At 64.8% G+C, this 15,101-nt stretch carries 16 protein-coding genes; 3 read left to right on the forward strand and 13 right to left on the reverse strand.

The features are described 5' to 3' along the window. Positions 1–3 precede the first annotated feature (3 nt). A complete protein-coding gene (tamA, locus tag QWY79_RS14325) occupies positions 4–1,860 on the reverse strand; it encodes an autotransporter assembly complex protein TamA (RefSeq protein ID WP_290274198.1) in 1,857 nt (618 codons plus the stop codon). Positions 1,861–1,892: 32 nt separating this feature from the next. Beyond that, positions 1,893–2,702, reverse strand: a complete 810-nt coding sequence (locus QWY79_RS14330; protein WP_290274201.1) for a hypothetical protein — start codon at positions 2,700–2,702, stop codon at positions 1,893–1,895. A 238-nt stretch (positions 2,703–2,940) separates the two neighbouring features. On the opposite strand from QWY79_RS14330, the gene QWY79_RS14335 reads away from it, so the two are divergent. After that, on the forward strand, positions 2,941–3,522 hold the full coding sequence (locus QWY79_RS14335) for a Fe-Mn family superoxide dismutase (RefSeq protein WP_290274204.1): 582 nt from the start codon (positions 2,941–2,943) through the stop codon (positions 3,520–3,522). On the opposite strand, the gene QWY79_RS14340 is transcribed toward QWY79_RS14335, so the two are convergent. Together QWY79_RS14340 and galU are read right to left on the reverse strand one after the other, a co-directional pair. After that, positions 3,523–4,815, reverse strand: coding sequence for a nucleotide sugar dehydrogenase (locus tag QWY79_RS14340; protein ID WP_290274207.1), 1,293 nt, complete (start codon positions 4,813–4,815; stop codon positions 3,523–3,525). It abuts the gene before it with no gap. Positions 4,816–4,818: 3 nt separating this feature from the next. Next, positions 4,819–5,712 (reverse strand): UTP--glucose-1-phosphate uridylyltransferase GalU, encoded by an 894-nt coding sequence (gene galU, locus QWY79_RS14345; protein WP_290274209.1) that lies wholly within the window; start codon positions 5,710–5,712, stop codon positions 4,819–4,821. Positions 5,713–5,852: 140 nt separating this feature from the next. Here galU and ubiG point away from each other — a divergent pair, with 140 nt between their 5' ends. Beyond that, positions 5,853–6,581, forward strand: coding sequence for a bifunctional 2-polyprenyl-6-hydroxyphenol methylase/3-demethylubiquinol 3-O-methyltransferase UbiG (ubiG, locus tag QWY79_RS14350; RefSeq protein WP_290274211.1), 729 nt, complete (start codon positions 5,853–5,855; stop codon positions 6,579–6,581). After that, positions 6,578–7,255 carry an HAD family hydrolase gene (locus tag QWY79_RS14355; RefSeq protein WP_290274214.1) on the forward strand — a complete coding sequence of 226 codons (678 nt, stop codon included), beginning with the start codon at positions 6,578–6,580 and terminating at the stop codon, positions 7,253–7,255. Before ubiG ends, QWY79_RS14355 begins: the two co-directional genes overlap by 4 nt. Before the next feature lie 17 nt (positions 7,256–7,272). On the opposite strand, the gene QWY79_RS14360 is transcribed toward QWY79_RS14355, so the two are convergent. The 9 genes from QWY79_RS14360 to ruvA all read right to left on the reverse strand — a co-directional run bounded on the left by QWY79_RS14360 (position 7,273) and on the right by ruvA (position 15,006). Next, a complete protein-coding gene (locus tag QWY79_RS14360; RefSeq protein WP_290274216.1) occupies positions 7,273–8,040 on the reverse strand; it encodes a YciK family oxidoreductase in 768 nt (255 codons plus the stop codon). A 21-nt stretch (positions 8,041–8,061) separates the two neighbouring features. After that, positions 8,062–8,841, reverse strand: coding sequence for a tol-pal system protein YbgF (ybgF, locus tag QWY79_RS14365; RefSeq protein ID WP_290274218.1), 780 nt, complete (start codon positions 8,839–8,841; stop codon positions 8,062–8,064). 339 nt (positions 8,842–9,180) lie between these two features. Continuing rightward, on the reverse strand, positions 9,181–9,735 hold the full coding sequence (pal, locus tag QWY79_RS14370) for a peptidoglycan-associated lipoprotein Pal (RefSeq protein ID WP_290274220.1): 555 nt from the start codon (positions 9,733–9,735) through the stop codon (positions 9,181–9,183). 28 nt (positions 9,736–9,763) lie between these two features. Next, positions 9,764–11,053 carry a Tol-Pal system beta propeller repeat protein TolB gene (gene tolB / locus QWY79_RS14375; RefSeq protein WP_290274222.1) on the reverse strand — a complete coding sequence of 430 codons (1,290 nt, stop codon included), beginning with the start codon at positions 11,051–11,053 and terminating at the stop codon, positions 9,764–9,766. Beyond that, positions 11,053–12,114, reverse strand: a complete 1,062-nt coding sequence (tolA, locus tag QWY79_RS14380; protein WP_290274224.1) for a cell envelope integrity protein TolA — start codon at positions 12,112–12,114, stop codon at positions 11,053–11,055. Before tolA ends, tolB begins: the two co-directional genes overlap by 1 nt. A gap of 9 nt (positions 12,115–12,123) precedes the next feature. Then, positions 12,124–12,564 carry a protein TolR gene (tolR, locus tag QWY79_RS14385; RefSeq protein ID WP_290274227.1) on the reverse strand — a complete coding sequence of 147 codons (441 nt, stop codon included), beginning with the start codon at positions 12,562–12,564 and terminating at the stop codon, positions 12,124–12,126. A gap of 12 nt (positions 12,565–12,576) precedes the next feature. Continuing rightward, entirely contained in the window at positions 12,577–13,266 is a 690-nt protein-coding gene (gene tolQ / locus QWY79_RS14390) for a protein TolQ (RefSeq protein WP_290274229.1), read from the reverse strand. Positions 13,267–13,294: 28 nt separating this feature from the next. Then, positions 13,295–14,317, reverse strand: a complete 1,023-nt coding sequence (gene ruvB, locus QWY79_RS14395; protein WP_290274232.1) for a Holliday junction branch migration DNA helicase RuvB — start codon at positions 14,315–14,317, stop codon at positions 13,295–13,297. Between the two features lie 77 nt (positions 14,318–14,394). Then, positions 14,395–15,006 (reverse strand): Holliday junction branch migration protein RuvA, encoded by a 612-nt coding sequence (gene ruvA, locus QWY79_RS14400; RefSeq protein WP_290274235.1) that lies wholly within the window; start codon positions 15,004–15,006, stop codon positions 14,395–14,397. Positions 15,007–15,101 lie beyond the last annotated feature (95 nt).

Below are 15,101 nucleotides of genomic sequence, written 5' to 3' on the forward strand. Positions count from 1 at the left end.
CTCTCAGAATTCCGGTCCGATGGAAAAGTGGATGCGAAAGCTGTCGTCGTGATCGAAGGGATGGGCGACATCGAAGCGGATCGGCCCGACCGGCGAGATCCACCTGACGCCGAGGCCGGCACCGGTATTCAACTGGCCAGGCCACCAGTCGGAAAAGGCGTCCCCGGTGTCGACGAAGGTGGCCAGCCACCACTTGTCGGCAACCTTGCGCTGGGCCTCGACGCTGGCCACGAAACGCTGCTCGCCGCCTTCCAGCCGCCCTTCTGCATCCCTGGGCGCCAGGCTCTCGTAGGAATAGCCGCGCACGCTGTTGTCACCGCCGGCGAAAAAACGCAAGGACGGCGGGATATCGTCGAAGTCATCGGTGGTGATACTGCCCACGCCGAGCCGCCCCACGAAGCGGTTGCTGTCGCCGAGCATGCGCACCCACTGGGTATCGCCGTTGACCCTCAGGAATTCGGCATCCGACCCCCAGGCGGGATTGGCGTACTGCAGCGTCAGCTGCTGACGGTCGCCCCAGGTGGGAAAGGTCTGATTACGGGTGCGGGTGCGTGACCAGCGGACCCCGGGATACAGCAGCAGGACCTCGTTGGACACCCCGGCCTGGGTGAAGTCTTCGAAGGTCGAGCGGACATAGAGGTACTGTTCCCAGCCGTTCTCGAACTTCCAGCGACGCCCGAATTCGACACTGGCTTCCGTGGACTTGGTGTCATCCTTGTCCTCGTTGCGCAGGCCGTATTGCAGCTCGTAGCTGTCATTCAAGGGGTCCTCGAGCGGCATGCTGTAGACGCCGGTGAACTTCTGCTCGGGACCGGAAAGATACAGATCATGATCCCAGCTGTGGCCATAGCGGTTGACCCAGGGCTGATCCCAGCTGAGTCGGGCCCGTGGCCCCACATCGGTGGAGAAACCGATGCCGGTCTCGAACTGGTGGCGGTCCGCCGGCGTGACCAGCACGTCGATCGGCACCTGCGGCACATCGGGCGCATTCACCGCGCCGGCGGCGCCGAGCGCGCGGGCGTCGAGAGCGGCGGGTTGTGCCGGTGCCGCGGGGATGCCTTCGACATCCAGCGCATACCACCAGCCGGGCCCGGCGTCCTGGATGGCCAGACTCTCGGGACCGGCATCGAGGCGCGGCCGCACACTGACGGAGCCGAACCACTGGGTCTGGCCCAGGTTCTGATTCAAGCGGGCCACCTGGCCGGCGAGATAGGGGCTCCCCGGTTCGAAGGGCACCAGGTTGCTCAGCCGCTCGGACTCGATGTGCTGACCGCTGAAATTGACCTCGCCGAAATGGTAGCGAGGGCCGCTGTCGAGGCTCAGCGACAGGTGGGCACTATGTGACCAGGGACGCACTTCCAGGCGCCGCTGGCTGAACCCCCAGTCGAAGTAGCCGCGCTGCATGGCCAGCCCCGAGAGCTTGCTGCGCAGGCTGTCATAAGGGGCATGGCGCAGGATATCGCCTTTCTCCTGGGGATAGGCCTCGATGGCGTCGGTGAACGGCGGGTCCTCGGCGGCGGCGCCTTCCAGCACGAAATCGAGGCGTTCGATGCGCACCGGCTCACCCTTGTCGACATCCAGGTTGACCCGCGACGGGGATGCCGGGTCATCGAAGCTCAGGGTCATGTCGGGCGCGTAGTAGCCGAAGGGGCGCAGGGCCTCACCGACCAGGCGACGCACCTCGTCTTCCAGGCGTTCGGCCTGATACTGGGAGGCATCGAGCCCATCGAGATAGACTTCGATGTTGCCGGCAAGCTCCTCCTCTACACCGCTGATCGAGGCATCGAGTGCCAGGCTCGGCGTGACCGCGACCAGACACAGTGCGCCGCTTCCCAGGCGCATGAACTGACGATTATCCATAATACGCAGATTTCCTGACCGACGTCTCGCGACTAGCGCAAGGATTCCAGCTGAGCGCTCAACGCCAGTTGAGCCTGACGCAGGTCTCGCAGCTCCGTCTGCATTTCATTCAGGCGCGAAGACAAGTCTTCGACCTGAGACTGGGTATCTTCTCGCGAACCGTCATGGGCTTCAATGTCGTCCTGCATGCCCGACAGACGTCCCTGCATGGTCTCCAGGTCATCGCTGAGTGACGCAAGGCGGGATTGAACACCTTCATTCGACTCCGACAGCCGGGACTCGTTCGCTTCAAGGGCGTTCTCGAGGCTCACGAGACGCTCCTCGAGGGCGGCGCGCCCTTCCTCACCGGCTTGCTCCAGCGCATCCAGCGAACTGCGAACGGCCGACAGCGTCTCGTCACGCACCCGGGCGTCCTCCTCGAGGCTGGCCAGGTTGCGGCTGGCCTCGTCGAGGCCTTCTGCCACCGGCACGAGGTGTTGCTCTGCCCATTCGGACAGGCGCTGTTCGATCTGCTGGCCCACCGCGGCCTGGTCGTCCTCGACGTCCGCGACCCGTTGCTGGAGGGAGTCCAGGGCATCGCCCCGCCCCTGCTCGGCATCGAAGCGGGCATGCACATTGGAAAGCTCGCCCTGCAGTTGTGTCAGGCGTTGCTGGACATCCTGATGATACCACCAGCCGGCGGCAGCCAGCCCCGTCAGCATGATCAACAGCAACAGGGTCAGGCACCACAGCGGCCAGAGACGCACCCTGGGGGCACTGGCGGGACGGTGGCCCGCCAGGCTGGCATCCGGGTCCGGTACGATGGGTCGCTGGTACCGGCTGTCTTCCGGGCGCTCTGCCATGGTGATCTCCTTGGGCGATGAAACGGGTTTCGGAGGCCGACAACCAGGCGTCAGGCGTTACCCACCCGGGCCGGAATGATAGGATGCCGCCGCCGAACAGTCACAGCATGCTGAATAGTGTAAAGTTTTTTACCGTCGTAGCGAACGGGCAAGCTCGATACATTGCCACTTCCACTGATATCGCCCGACGAAACCCACGAGCGGTGCATGCCACCCAGCGAATCAAGGGAGCTTTCCCATGGCCTTTCTGCCGCCTGCCCTGCCCTACGAGAAACATGCCCTGGAGCCCCAGCTGTCGGTCGACTGGATCAGTGAGCGCTATGACGGCCGCCACCGGCAGTGCCTGGCGCGTCTCAACAGCCTGGTGGCCGACTCGCCCCTGGCGGATGCGTCCCTTGAGGACTTGCTTCACAGTGCGTTCGGGGAGACCTTCTCGCTGGCAGCCGAGGCATGGAGCCTGACCTTCTACTGGCATTGTCTGGCCCCGCGCGGTGGCGGCAAGCCCGCTGGCGCCATGGCCAGGGCCATCGAGGCAGCCTTCGGCTCATTCGATCAGTTCGAACGCAACATGACGGCCGCCGCACGCGACAACCGGACATCGGCCTGGAGCTGGCTGGTTCAGGACGCCAACGGCAATCTGGTCGTGATCGACAGCCCATGCCCCCTGGCCAGTGGCCATTTCCCGCTGCTGGCGATCGAGGCCTCGGGGCCCGGGGCTCATTCTCCACAGACGCCTGACCACCGGGCCTATCTGAAAGCGGTCTGGAAGGTGATCAACTGGGATTTCGTGGCCCGCCAGCACGCCGATGTCGGTGGCTGATCAGGGATCGGCACGCCGGCCGATGCCGCGATAATGCAGCCCCATGGCCGCCACATAGTCGGGATCATAGATATTGCGTCCGTCCAGCAACAGGCGGCCGTCGAGCTGTGAGGCCAGGCGTTGCCAGTCCGGGTTCCAGTAGGCCTTCCATTCGGTGACCAGCATCAGGGCATCGGCGCCCTCGGTGGCTTCGAACGGATCGGCGTCGAAACAGTGCAATAACGGATGGGCTCCCAGCCGCTCCTGCAGCGCCGATACGGCTGCCGGGTCATGAAGCCTGACATGTACGCCCTGAGCCCAGAGTGCCCGCAGCAGGGTCAATACCGGGGCATGATCGATGCGCGCCGTACCCGGCTTGAAGGCTGCCCCCCAGATCGCCACCGTACGGCCTTCCAGGCAGCCGTGATAATGCGCCCAGAGCTTGCGGAACAACGTTTCCTTCTTGTGCTCGTTGATGTCCAGGACCTGGTCGAGCAGGGCCGAGTGCCGTCCACTGGCCGATTGCACATCCGCCAGCCGCATCAGGTCCCGTGAAAAACTGGGGCCACCGAAGCCGCACCCCGGATACAGGTACTCGTAGCCGATGCGGGTATCGGCGCCCATGCCCTGGCGTACATACTCGACATCCACGCCCAGGGTATCGGCCAGCCCGGCGATCTCGTTCATGTAGCTGATGCGCGTCGCCAGCATGCCGTTGATGGCCAGCTTGCTGAGTTCGGCGGCTCGCCGGGGCATGCGCTGAAAGACCTCACGCCGGCGGTTGAAGGCACGCAACAGTTCGCGCACCCGTTGTTCGGCGTGATCATCGTCGCAACCCAGCAGCCAGCGCGAGGGGCGCGTGAAGGTGTCCCAGGCGCGCCCCTCCTCCAGCAGGTCGACAAGCGTCACGGCACTGCGACCCGCGCCCAGTCGTGACTCCAGGGCCTCGGTCTCGCCTACCGGAAAGGTCGAATTGTTGACCAGCACGGCCGTGTCCGACAGCCAGCGGCTGTGCTCGGCGATCAGTTCACCCGCTTCGTCCCGCTGTTCCGGGGACAGGGACAGCCAGACCACATCGAAGGCGGCCGCCTGATCGGGCGTCTGATCGGCATCAAGAATCGTCAGCCTGTCCTGGTCGCGGCCCTCCTGGAGATGCGCCGTGAGTTGTGGCTCACTGGTCAGCCAGGCGCTGGTCGCAAGACGGGCCCAGTCCAGGGAGGCATGAGGGCGCCAGGTGACCTCATGCCCCACCCAGGCGAGTGCTGCCGCGGCAGTCGCGGCCGCCAGTTCGCTGCCGATGATAACGACGCGCATGACTTACTCCTCGCCGGCGTAACGACCGATGAGCTCGCGGAAGCCTTCGCCGTAGCGAGCGTGTCGGCGACCATAGGCGAGGATGGCTTCCAGGTAGCCGAGCTGGTGTCCGCAGTCATAGGTTCGGCCACGCATCCGCCAGGCATCGACCCCTTCTGCATCGCGCAGGCGTTCTATGGCATCGGTCAGCTGGATTTCGTCGCCGGCGCCCGGCGGGGTTTCGGCGAGTAACGGAAAGATGCGTCCGGGGAGCACATAACGTCCGATCACGGCCAGATCCGACGGTGCTTCTTCCCGGGCGGGCTTCTCGACGACTCCGCTCAGCGCACCGGCCTCGCCTGCCGCCGGGGGCGCTCCTTCGGGGGCGACGATACCGTACTTGTGCACCATGTCATGAGGCACTGACTCGACCATCAACTGGCTGCGCTGACGCGCCTCGTACGAGGCCAGCATGCCGGCGAGGTCGTTGTCGCCCTCCAGATCGCTGCCGTCCACGAGGACATCCGGCAGCAGAACGGCAAAAGGCTCGTCGTCACCGACGATCGGCCGAGCGCACAGCACGGCATGTCCAAGCCCCAACGGCTCCGACTGGCGTATGCTGATGATGTTGACGTCCGGCGGCACAATGGCGCGCAACTCTTCCAGCAGCTCCCACTTGCCCTTGGCCTCGAGCCCTGCTTCCAGCTCGAAGTGCTTGTCGAAGTGGTTCTCGATGGCGCCCTTGCTGCCATGGGTGACCAGCACGATGTCGCGGATACCGGCTTCGACGGCCTCCTGCACGACATACTGAATCACCGGTCGGTCGACGATGGTGATCATTTCCTTGGGGATCGCCTTGGAGGCAGGCAGACAACGGGTGCCGAAACCGGCGACGGGCAATACAGCCTTGCGAATCATGAAGGAGTCCCTGTCGAGATCGAATGAATGTGAAGCGCCATTGTGAATGGGTTCCCCGGAACGGGTATCATGGCCCCATGATACCGAATGCGCCCGAGTTCGCCACCGGGGCGAATTCGCCACCTCTGATGGAGAGAGCCATGACGGCACGTCACTCCCGCAGCGACAATGTCGATGCGTCCGAAATCGCCAAGTTCGAAACCCTGGCCGACCGCTGGTGGGATACCGGCGGCGAGTTCAAGCCATTGCATGACATCAACCCGCTGCGTCTCGACTTCATCGATACCCGCGCCGGCCTCGCGGGGCGCGACATTCTCGATGTCGGCTGCGGTGGCGGTATTCTCGCCGAGGCCATGGCCCATCGCGGCGGCCATGTCACCGGCATCGACCTCGGCGAGGCACCGCTGAGCGTGGCCCGGCAGCATGCACAACAATCGAGCGTCGAGATCGATTACCGGTGCCTCAGTGTCGAGCAGCTGGCGGAGCAGCAGCCGGCCTCCTTCGACGTGGTGACCTGCCTGGAAATGCTCGAACACGTACCCGATCCGGCCTCGGTGGTGCGGGCATGTGCCCGCCTGGTCAAGCCGGGCGGTCAGGTCTTCTTCTCGACCATCAATCGCCACCCCAAGGCCTATGCCCTGGCCATCATCGGTGCCGAGTACGTACTGGGCATGCTGCCGCGGGGTACCCATGATTATGCCCGCTTCATCCGCCCTTCCGAGCTGGCTGCCTGGTCCCGCGAGGCGGGGCTGGAGGTGTGCGAACAGAGCGGTCTCGTCTATCAGCCGGTGTGGCGTCGCTATCGCCTGGCGCCGCGTGATGTCTCCGTCAATTATCTGATGCACTGTCGGCGTGAGGCATCCTCATGAGCGGCTGGCCCTGCCCCCAGGCACTGCTGTTCGACCTGGATGGCACCCTGGTCGACACGGCCCCGGACCTGGCGCGTGCCACCAATGCCCTGAGGGCGCATCATGGCCTGGAGGCGCTGCCCTACCCGGCGATCCGGGCCCAGGTCTCCAATGGTGGTAGTGCCCTGGTGCAACTGGCGCTCGGTCTGGAGCGCGAGCATGCCGAGCATGATCAGGCGCGACAGTATCTGCTCGATCGCTACAGCGAGGCCGTCGCGGTCGAGAGCGAGGTCTTTCCGCCACTGCGCGAACTGCTGGAACGCTGGGTGAGTGCCGGACGTCCCTGGGGGATTGTCACCAACAAGCCGCGCGCCTATGCCGAGCCACTGGTCCTGGCCCTGGGGCTCGAGCCGGATGTGTTGTTGTGCGCGGATGACCTGCCGGTCAGGAAGCCCGATCCGGCGCCTCTCCAGGAAGCCGCGCGCCGGCTGGCCGTGGCTCCCGGGGACTGCTGGTACATCGGCGATCACCATCGGGATGTTCAGGCCGCTCATGCCGCGGGGATGCTGGCGGTGGCCGTCGGCTATGGCTACATGGACAGCGCCGATGACCACCGCCGATGGGCGGCGGACCTGTGCCTGGATAGCGCTGCTGACCTGATGCGGGAACTGACGGTGGACGAGTTGTCGCCCTGATCGAAACGGCCGGGCCCTCAGGTCCGGCGTGGTGGCTGAGCGTCGAAGGTCTCGCCATTGTGGCCATGGCTGTCCGGCCCCATCAGCCACAGATAGGTTGGCATGATGGCATCCGGCGGGCGCAGGGTCATGGGATCCTCGCCGGGGTAGGCCGACTTGCGCATGGCGGTGCGGGTGGCACCCGGGTTGAGACTGTTGATGCGTAGCCTGCCTTCATGCTCCACCTCGTCGGCCAGCAACTGGACGAAGCCTTCGGTGGCAAACTTGGACACCGAGTAGGCGCCCCAGTAGGCGCGCCCCTTGCGGCCGACACTCGAGGAGGTAAAGATCACCGAGGCATCCGGTGAGGCGCGCAGCAGGGGGAGCAACGCCTGGGTCATCCACAACGGACCGTTGACGTTGACCTGCATGACCTGTTCCCAGAGCGCCGGGTCATATTGCTCGAAGGGCGTGATGCGCCCCAGCAGACCGGCATTGTGCAGTATGCCATCGAGACGCCCGAAGGCATTGTTCAGGGTAACCGCCATGTCCTGGTAGTCCTTGAGCGTCGCGCCTTCCAGGTTGAGCGGGAATATCGCCGGCTGGGCGCCGCCTGCCGCTTCGATCTCGTCATAGACGGATTCGAGCTTGGCGGTGGTACGCCCCAGCAGAATCACGGTGGCACCGTGTCGCGCATAGCTCAGGGCGGCACTGCGCCCGATACCGTCTCCGGCCCCGGTTACCAGGATGATGCGGCCGGCCAGGAGGTCCGGGGATGGCGCATAGTCGATCTTGCAGGCAACCATGATGTCTCTCCCGATCGAAAATCAACTGCCCGACTGCTGCTGGAAGTCTTGGGCAAGGCCGGCGGCATTGCTGTCCGGGTATTGCGACTGGACCCGGTCGAGCAGCTCGTTGCTGGCCTCGACATCCCCCTGGCGTGCCTTGAGCAGTCCCAGCTTGTAGAGGGCGTCCGGCACCTTGGTGCTGTCGGGGAAGGCATCGATCACCTTCCTGAAGGCTCCGGCGGCAGCCTCGAGATCGGATTCAGCGGAGTGCAGTTCGCCCAGCCAGTAGTGGGCATTGGCGGCCAGCTCGCTCTGGGGATAATCCGCGATGAAGGCCTCGAAGGCTTGACGAGCGGCAGCGAAATCGCGGTCCTGCACCTTGGCGAAGGCGGCCTGGTAGGCTTCACGTCCGGCGCTGCTGTCCGTTGTCGTGTTACCGCCGGATGATGCCGTGTCGGACGAGGCCGAAGACGAGGCGCTGCCTCCAGCACCGCTGGAAGACAGTGAGCTCAGGCGGTCGTCCATGTCCATGTACTGCTGGCGCGTCTGCTGACGCAGCTGCTCCAGCTGGTGACGCAGTTCCTCGACCTGGCCCCTCAGGCGCCGCAACTCTTCCTGGTTCTGCTGCAGGCGGTTGAAGAGTACCAGGTTACCGCCCGCTTCCTCGCGAGTGGCCGCCTGATCGTAAAAGGTGCCGCCGCTGCCGCCACCGCCCGACAGGTCGGTGACCGACGGCTGCTGGGCAACGGCGGCCGGGATGATGCCCATCGGCATGCTGAACAGACCGATGGCGCAGAGTCGTTGGATGCCCTTGTTCATCACGTATCCCTCTTTGCGTGGTTGTGAAACACTGCTTAAATGCCTGCGCATGCAAATCGCTTCGCTATAGCCGCCATCCTTGGCGGCTACCCTTCGGGCCCGTCTAAAGACGGTTCAAATTCGCTCCAGGCGAATTTGTGCGCGGTGCTCGAAAGCTCGCCTAACTACCTGTTATGTCTCGCTTTCTGTGCTTCGTGCGCCTTGCGCTTAACCATGCTCGTCGATTTATGCAGCGTTTCCTTTCCTTGGCCGTGTCGTTCCCGAACCGCCATCACCACGGCGCGAGGCTTCAGGCCGTGGTGAAGCTGTTATGGCCGGGAGGCGGCTCGCTCGGGCTGATCAGTAGGCAAAAACCACGCGACGGTTCTGGGCATAGGCTTCCTCGTTACTGCCGCGAGCGGCGGGCCGCTCTTCACCATAGCTGACCACTTCCACCTGTGACGGCGAGACTCCCTGCACGCTGAGGAACTCTTCGACGGCCCCGGCACGACGCTCGCCCAGCGCCAGGTTGTATTCACGGGTACCACGCTCGTCGGTGTGGCCTTGGAGCACGACACTGGCATTGCTGTTGTTGCGCAGGAAGCTGGCATGGGCATTGAGCACCGACTGGAACTCGGAGCGTATGGAATCGCTGTCGAAGGCGAAATAGATGGTGCGTGTCTCGGGAATACGCGAGTCGGACATCTGACCCGCCCCTCCATTGAGTCCGCTGCCATTGCCGGAACCGCTCACCTGGCCGGTGCCGACACCGCTGGTACCACCGGCACCGCTGCCGCTGCCCGAACCATCGCCGGACATGGAACCATCCTGTGTACCACCTGTGCTGGAACAACCGGCCACGAGGGCCAGGGAAAAGGCAACGGCCAAAGACCGGGCATAGGGCTTGAGTTGCATCGTAGGACTCCTTGCGCTACTGGTTCGATCAGTTCAGAAACGGGGACCACGCGGGTTCGCGTACATCACCCTGGGCCGCGGGCAGTCGGAACGAAGCGCGCCCGTCCGCGGATACAGCCCCCAGCACACCACGACTTCCCTGCTGGGTGGCGAAGATTACCATGGTGCCATTCGGCGCAACACTCGGCGACTCGGCCTGCCGGGCATCGCTGAGCTCGACGAGGCGACCATTATCGAGATCCTGTCGCGCCACCTGATAGCCATTATTGCCCTTGTGGATCAGGAAGATGGCTTCACCATCGGGAGCAAAGCGGGCGCGCGCATTATAGTTGCCGGTATAGGTCAGCCGCTCGGCGGATCCGCCATTCAGTGCCTGGCGGTAGATCTGAGGGCCCCCGCTGCGATCCGAGGTATAGATCAGGCTCTGGCCATCCGGTGCCCAGGACGGTTCTGTCTCGATGCTCGGGTTGCGAGTGATGCGCGTCAGCTCCTGGGAGGCGATATCGATGGTATAGATTTCCGGCTGACCATCGCGCGACAGGGCCAGGGCCAGCTTGCGCCCATCCGGCGACCAGGAGGGGGCACTGTTCAGGCCCTCGAAGGAGGTCAGCTTGACGCGCCGGCCACTGCTGACTTCCTGCACATAGATGCCGGGGCGACCGCCCTCGAAGGAGACGTAGGCGAGCTTGTTGCCATCCGGCGACCAGGCAGGCGACATGATGGGTTCATTCGACGTCAGGGCCTGATGGCTGTTGTGACCATCGGCATCGGCCACCATCAGGCGGTACTGGATGTTGTCGCCGACTCCTTCGGAAGTGACGTAGGCGATGCGCGTCGAGAAGGCGCCACGAATGTCGGTGATGGCCTCGAAGACCTGGTCGCTGACATGATGTGCCGCCGCCCGCAGCTGGTCCGGCCGGGTCGTCACCGTCTCGCCCAGCATGCGTGACTCGCCGGAGACATCCATGAGCTCATAACGGATGCTGACGTTGCCGCCTTCCTGCGAAACACGGCCCACGACCAGGTAGCGGGTATCCAGTGCCTTCCAGTCACCATAGGTCACGTCATCACTGCTGGCAGGCTGGGCGAACATGTCCTGGCGTGCCAATGGCGTGAAATAGCCGCTGCGACGCAGATCATCGGCGACGATCTGGGCGATGTCCTGCGGCAGGTCGGTCCCGTCTTCAGCGAAGGGCACCACGGCGATGGGCGTGGCCTGTTCATTGCCACGCGTGATATCGATGGTCAGTTCGGCCTGGGCCAGTGGTGCGCAGAGCAGCACCAGCGCGGCCAGCCAGCTAGTTAACAAGACTCTCATCAGCGTATGTCCCCCGGACGGAAGTTGAGATTGAACTCACGATGGTCCCGCTGTACCGATGCGGGCAAGTCACGCAATTCGGAAAAGGGTGCGGCCGACTCCACTGCCTGGACGGCGGCGCGGTCGAAGGCGGTGTTGCCACTGCTGCGGGCGATGCTGGCGGAAATCACGGCGCCGGAGGGGCCCAGGCGAATCGCCACCAGTGCATTGGCATTGTCGCTCACATTGGGCGGAATCACCCAGGCCTGTTCGACGGAGCGGCGTACCAGATTGATGAAGCCATTGGCGGCTTCGCGCGCCTGCTCGGCATTGGCGGCGGCTTGCGCCTCGCCTTCGATGGCGCGCTCCAGGCTGCTCTGGGCCGCCTCGGCCGCCCGCTGTGCGGCGGCTTCCTGGCGTCGCTGCTCTTCGGCTTCGCGCTGGCGGCGGGCCTCTTCCTCGGCCTGGCGTTGGCGCTCGGCTTCGGCCTCGCGTTGGCGACGCGCTTCCTCTTCGGCTTCGCGCTGGCGGCGCGCCTCTTCCTCGGCCTGGCGTTGGCGCTCGGCTTCGGCCTCGCGCTGGCGGCGGGCCTCCTCCTCGGCCTGGCGTTGGCGTTCGGCTTCGGCCTCGCGTTGACGACGAGCTTCCTCTTCGGCTTCGCGCTGGCGGCGGGCCTCTGCCTCGGCCTGTGCCTCGCGTCGCTGGGCCTCTTCCGCGGCGGCGCGCGCGGCTTCCAGCGCGGCGGCGCGCTCCCTTTCGGCTTCAGACTCTGCTTGGGCTTCGGCCTGGCGTTCGGCCTCCGCAGCCGCCTGGCGCTGTGCTTCGGCGTCGTCGGCCTCGGCCGTGGCCGGTTGTTCCGCGGCCTCGTCGGCCGGCGAGGAAGCCTCGGGCTGGCTGGCCTGCTGTGCCTGATCGGTCGTCGTCCGGGTGCTGACCAGGGTCGCCTGGACGATCGACTGGCTCGGCGGCTCGCTTTCCGCCGAGGGAAAGCGCAGCACGCTGATCACCAGCAGGCCCAGGTGCAGCCCGATGGCGAGCAGCGCCGGTATTCCATAGCCTACGCGTCGTTGCTGTCTGGCCATGATGCTTCCTCAGGACTCCCCGGGCGGCGGCTCGGAAATCAGCCCCACATTGGCGACACCGGCATTCTGCAGCGTGCTCATCAGTGTCACGACCTGGCCATAGGCCACATTGCGGTCACCGCGTACCAGCACCCGAGTGCCCGGCTCTCGTTCCAGCAGGACCAGCACTCGCTGGCTGAGCTCATCGAGGGACACCCGGGTTTCATCGCCGCCCAGGCTGACGAAATACTCCCCCTCGCGATCCACCGAGACGATGATCGGTTCCTGGTCCTGCGTGTCCTCGATGGGTTCGGAAGCGGTCTGGGGAAGGTCCACCTGAACGCCCTGGGTCAACATGGGCGCCGTGATCATGAAGATCACCAGCAGGACCAGCATGACATCGATGAAGGGGACCACATTGATCTCGTTCATCGGCTTGCGCCGACCCATGCGATTGAAGGGTCCGTGCATGACGCCTCTCCCTCAGCCTTCGCCGGATTCGCCGCGACCCTGGAGGTTGCGGTGCAGAATGGAATGGAATTCCTCGGCGAAATCCTCGTACTTGCCCAGCAGCCGGGAAGACTCCGCGGACAGGCGGTTGTAGAAGATCACCGCCGGAATGGCCGCGAACAGGCCCATGGCCGTGGCGATCAGGGCCTCGGCGATCCAGGGAGCGACCGTCGATAGCGTGGCCTGCTGGGCCATCGAGAGCGACTGGAAGGAACCCATGATCCCCCAGACAGTGCCGAACAGGCCGATATAGGGGCTCGACGAGGCCACCGTGGCGAGGAACACCAGGTGCAGATTCAAGCGATCCTCTTCCCGTGACCAGGCCACGCGCATGCTGCGCTGAACGCCGTCCAGAATGGCCTGGGGACTGCGCGTCTTGGGCAGCAGGCGATTGAACTCACGGAAACCGGCGCGGAACAGGTGCTCGGTTCCCTGGGGTTCCTGCTCCGCCGGGGTCTCGCGATACAGCTCGTTGAGATCGACTCCGGACCAGAACCGGTCCTCGAATTCACGATGCGCCTTGCGGGCACGCCGCATCACGAAGGTGCGTTGAAAGATCACCACCCAGGACAGCAGCGAGCCGATCAGCAATAGCAGCATGACGGCCTGGACTACGCCACTGGCGTTCATGATCAGGTGGGGAATGGACATGGCGTCGTTCACGGCAATCCTCTCGGTCTTGGCAGATCGGTCAATCGTTGCGCGGGGCCTGATCATCCGGGGCCCGGCCTAAGTGCTGCCAGGCCTGGCGGGTCACCACCCGGCCTCGCGCGGTGCGCATCATCAGCCCCTGCTGGATGAGGTATGGTTCAATGACATCTTCTATGGTGTCGCGTTCCTCGCCGATGGCGGCGGCCAGCGAATCCACGCCGACCGGCCCACCATCGAACTTGTCGAGCATGGCCAGCAAGAGGCGGCGATCCATGTGGTCGAGCCCGTGGTGGTCGACATGCAGCATGTTCAGTGCCTGATCCGCCACCTCGGCATTGATGTGGCCGCTGCCGCGTACCTGAGCAAAATCGCGCACGCGACGCAGCAGCCGGTTGGCGATGCGCGGGGTGCCGCGCGAGCGTCGCGCGACTTCCATGGAGCCCTCGGCGTCGCATTGCACGTCCAGCAGTCCGGCCGAGCGCGTGACGATCTGTGTCAGTTCCTCGACGGAATAGAATTCCAGTCGCTGGACGATGCCGAAGCGATCGCGCAAGGGCGAGGTCAGCAGCCCGGCGCGGGTCGTGGCGCCCACCAGGGTGAAGGGCGGCAGATCGAGCTTGATGGAACGTGCCGCCGGCCCCTCGCCGATCACGATGTCGAGCTGGAAATCCTCCATGGCGGGATAGAGGACTTCCTCGACCACCGCGGACAGGCGGTGAATCTCGTCGATGAAGAGCACATCCCCGGGCTGCAGGTTGGTCAGCATGGCCGCCAGGTCACCGGCCTTCTCGAGTACCGGCCCGGAGGTCGACTTGAGCCCGACGTTCATCTCGGTGGCAATGATGTTGGCCAGGGTGGTCTTGCCGAGCCCCGGCGGCCCGAATACCAGGGTGTGGTCCAGGCTTTCGCCACGCCCACGCGCCGCACTGATGAAGATATCGAGTTGTTCGCGAACGCGTGGCTGGCCGATGTAGTCCGTCAGGTGGCGTGGCCGAATGGCATGATCCAGCTTCCCCTCGCCGTCCCGGGTCTCGGCGCCAATCAATCGGTCGGTTTCGAGCATGGGCCCTCTTCCTCAGGCAACGTCGATGGGCGTGTCGCTAGGCTTGCGGTCGGGACAGCCGCCCCGCTCGGCAAGCTTCAACCCGCCATGCGGCGCACCAGCGCCGCCTTGATGATCGCCTCGGTGCTGCCCTCGCCTTCGAGACCCGAGAGCATGCGGCTGGCTTCCGTCGACTTGTACCCCAGGCTGATCAGTGCGGCCTCGGCATCCGCCAGGGGCTCCTTGGCGGCAGGCTGACCCGGCGTGGCGCCGACGCTGTCGACAGCGTCCTGAGGGTCAGCCTGCCAGTGCGGAAAGCGGTCACGCATCTCGATGACGAGCCGCTCGGCCGTCTTGCGGCCGACACCCGGCAGGCGGGTCAGCGACTTGATGTCGTCATCCATCACGCAACGAATGAAGGCGTCTTCATCCATGCCGGAGAGAATCGCCAATGCCAGCTTGGGCCCGATGCCATTTACCTTGATCAGGGCCCGAAACAGCGAGCGTTCCTGCTCCCGGGCAAAGCCGTACAGCAGGTGAGCGTCATCGCGTACGCTGAGATGGGTGTACAGCGCGAGCTCTTCCCCGGACTCCGGCAATGCCAGCAGCGTGGTCATCGAGGCTTCCAGTTCATAGCCGACGCCGCCGACGTCGACCACCAGCCAGGGGGGCTGTTTTTCCAGCAGTGTGCCTCTCAGGCGTCCGATCATGGTGTATCAACATCCTTGGTCATCAAAAGCCCGGGGCATGGCGGAGCATGCCACCTTGCGGCCCACTATACTGGTCGCCAGGACAGCTTGCCAGC

The sequence above is a fragment of the Halomonas sabkhae genome (assembly GCF_030409265.1).
GTDB lineage: Bacteria > Pseudomonadota > Gammaproteobacteria > Pseudomonadales > Halomonadaceae > Halomonas > Halomonas halmophila.

Coding starts and splice junctions, on each gene's coding strand:
- tamA (WP_290274198.1), bottom strand. CDS start 1,860: ATGGATAATCGTCAGTTCATGCGCCTGGGAAGCGGCGCACTGTGTCTG.
- QWY79_RS14330 (WP_290274201.1), bottom strand. CDS start 2,702: ATGGCAGAGCGCCCGGAAGACAGCCGGTACCAGCGACCCATCGTACCG.
- QWY79_RS14335 (WP_290274204.1), top strand. CDS start 2,941: ATGGCCTTTCTGCCGCCTGCCCTGCCCTACGAGAAACATGCCCTGGAG.
- QWY79_RS14340 (WP_290274207.1), bottom strand. CDS start 4,815: ATGCGCGTCGTTATCATCGGCAGCGAACTGGCGGCCGCGACTGCCGCG.
- galU (WP_290274209.1), bottom strand. CDS start 5,712: ATGATTCGCAAGGCTGTATTGCCCGTCGCCGGTTTCGGCACCCGTTGT.
- ubiG (WP_290274211.1), top strand. CDS start 5,853: ATGACGGCACGTCACTCCCGCAGCGACAATGTCGATGCGTCCGAAATC.
- QWY79_RS14355 (WP_290274214.1), top strand. CDS start 6,578: ATGAGCGGCTGGCCCTGCCCCCAGGCACTGCTGTTCGACCTGGATGGC.
- QWY79_RS14360 (WP_290274216.1), bottom strand. CDS start 8,040: ATGGTTGCCTGCAAGATCGACTATGCGCCATCCCCGGACCTCCTGGCC.
- ybgF (WP_290274218.1), bottom strand. CDS start 8,841: ATGAACAAGGGCATCCAACGACTCTGCGCCATCGGTCTGTTCAGCATG.
- pal (WP_290274220.1), bottom strand. CDS start 9,735: ATGCAACTCAAGCCCTATGCCCGGTCTTTGGCCGTTGCCTTTTCCCTG.
- tolB (WP_290274222.1), bottom strand. CDS start 11,053: ATGAGAGTCTTGTTAACTAGCTGGCTGGCCGCGCTGGTGCTGCTCTGC.
- tolA (WP_290274224.1), bottom strand. CDS start 12,114: ATGGCCAGACAGCAACGACGCGTAGGCTATGGAATACCGGCGCTGCTC.
- tolR (WP_290274227.1), bottom strand. CDS start 12,564: ATGCACGGACCCTTCAATCGCATGGGTCGGCGCAAGCCGATGAACGAG.
- ruvB (WP_290274232.1), bottom strand. CDS start 14,317: ATGCTCGAAACCGACCGATTGATTGGCGCCGAGACCCGGGACGGCGAG.
- ruvA (WP_290274235.1), bottom strand. CDS start 15,006: ATGATCGGACGCCTGAGAGGCACACTGCTGGAAAAACAGCCCCCCTGG.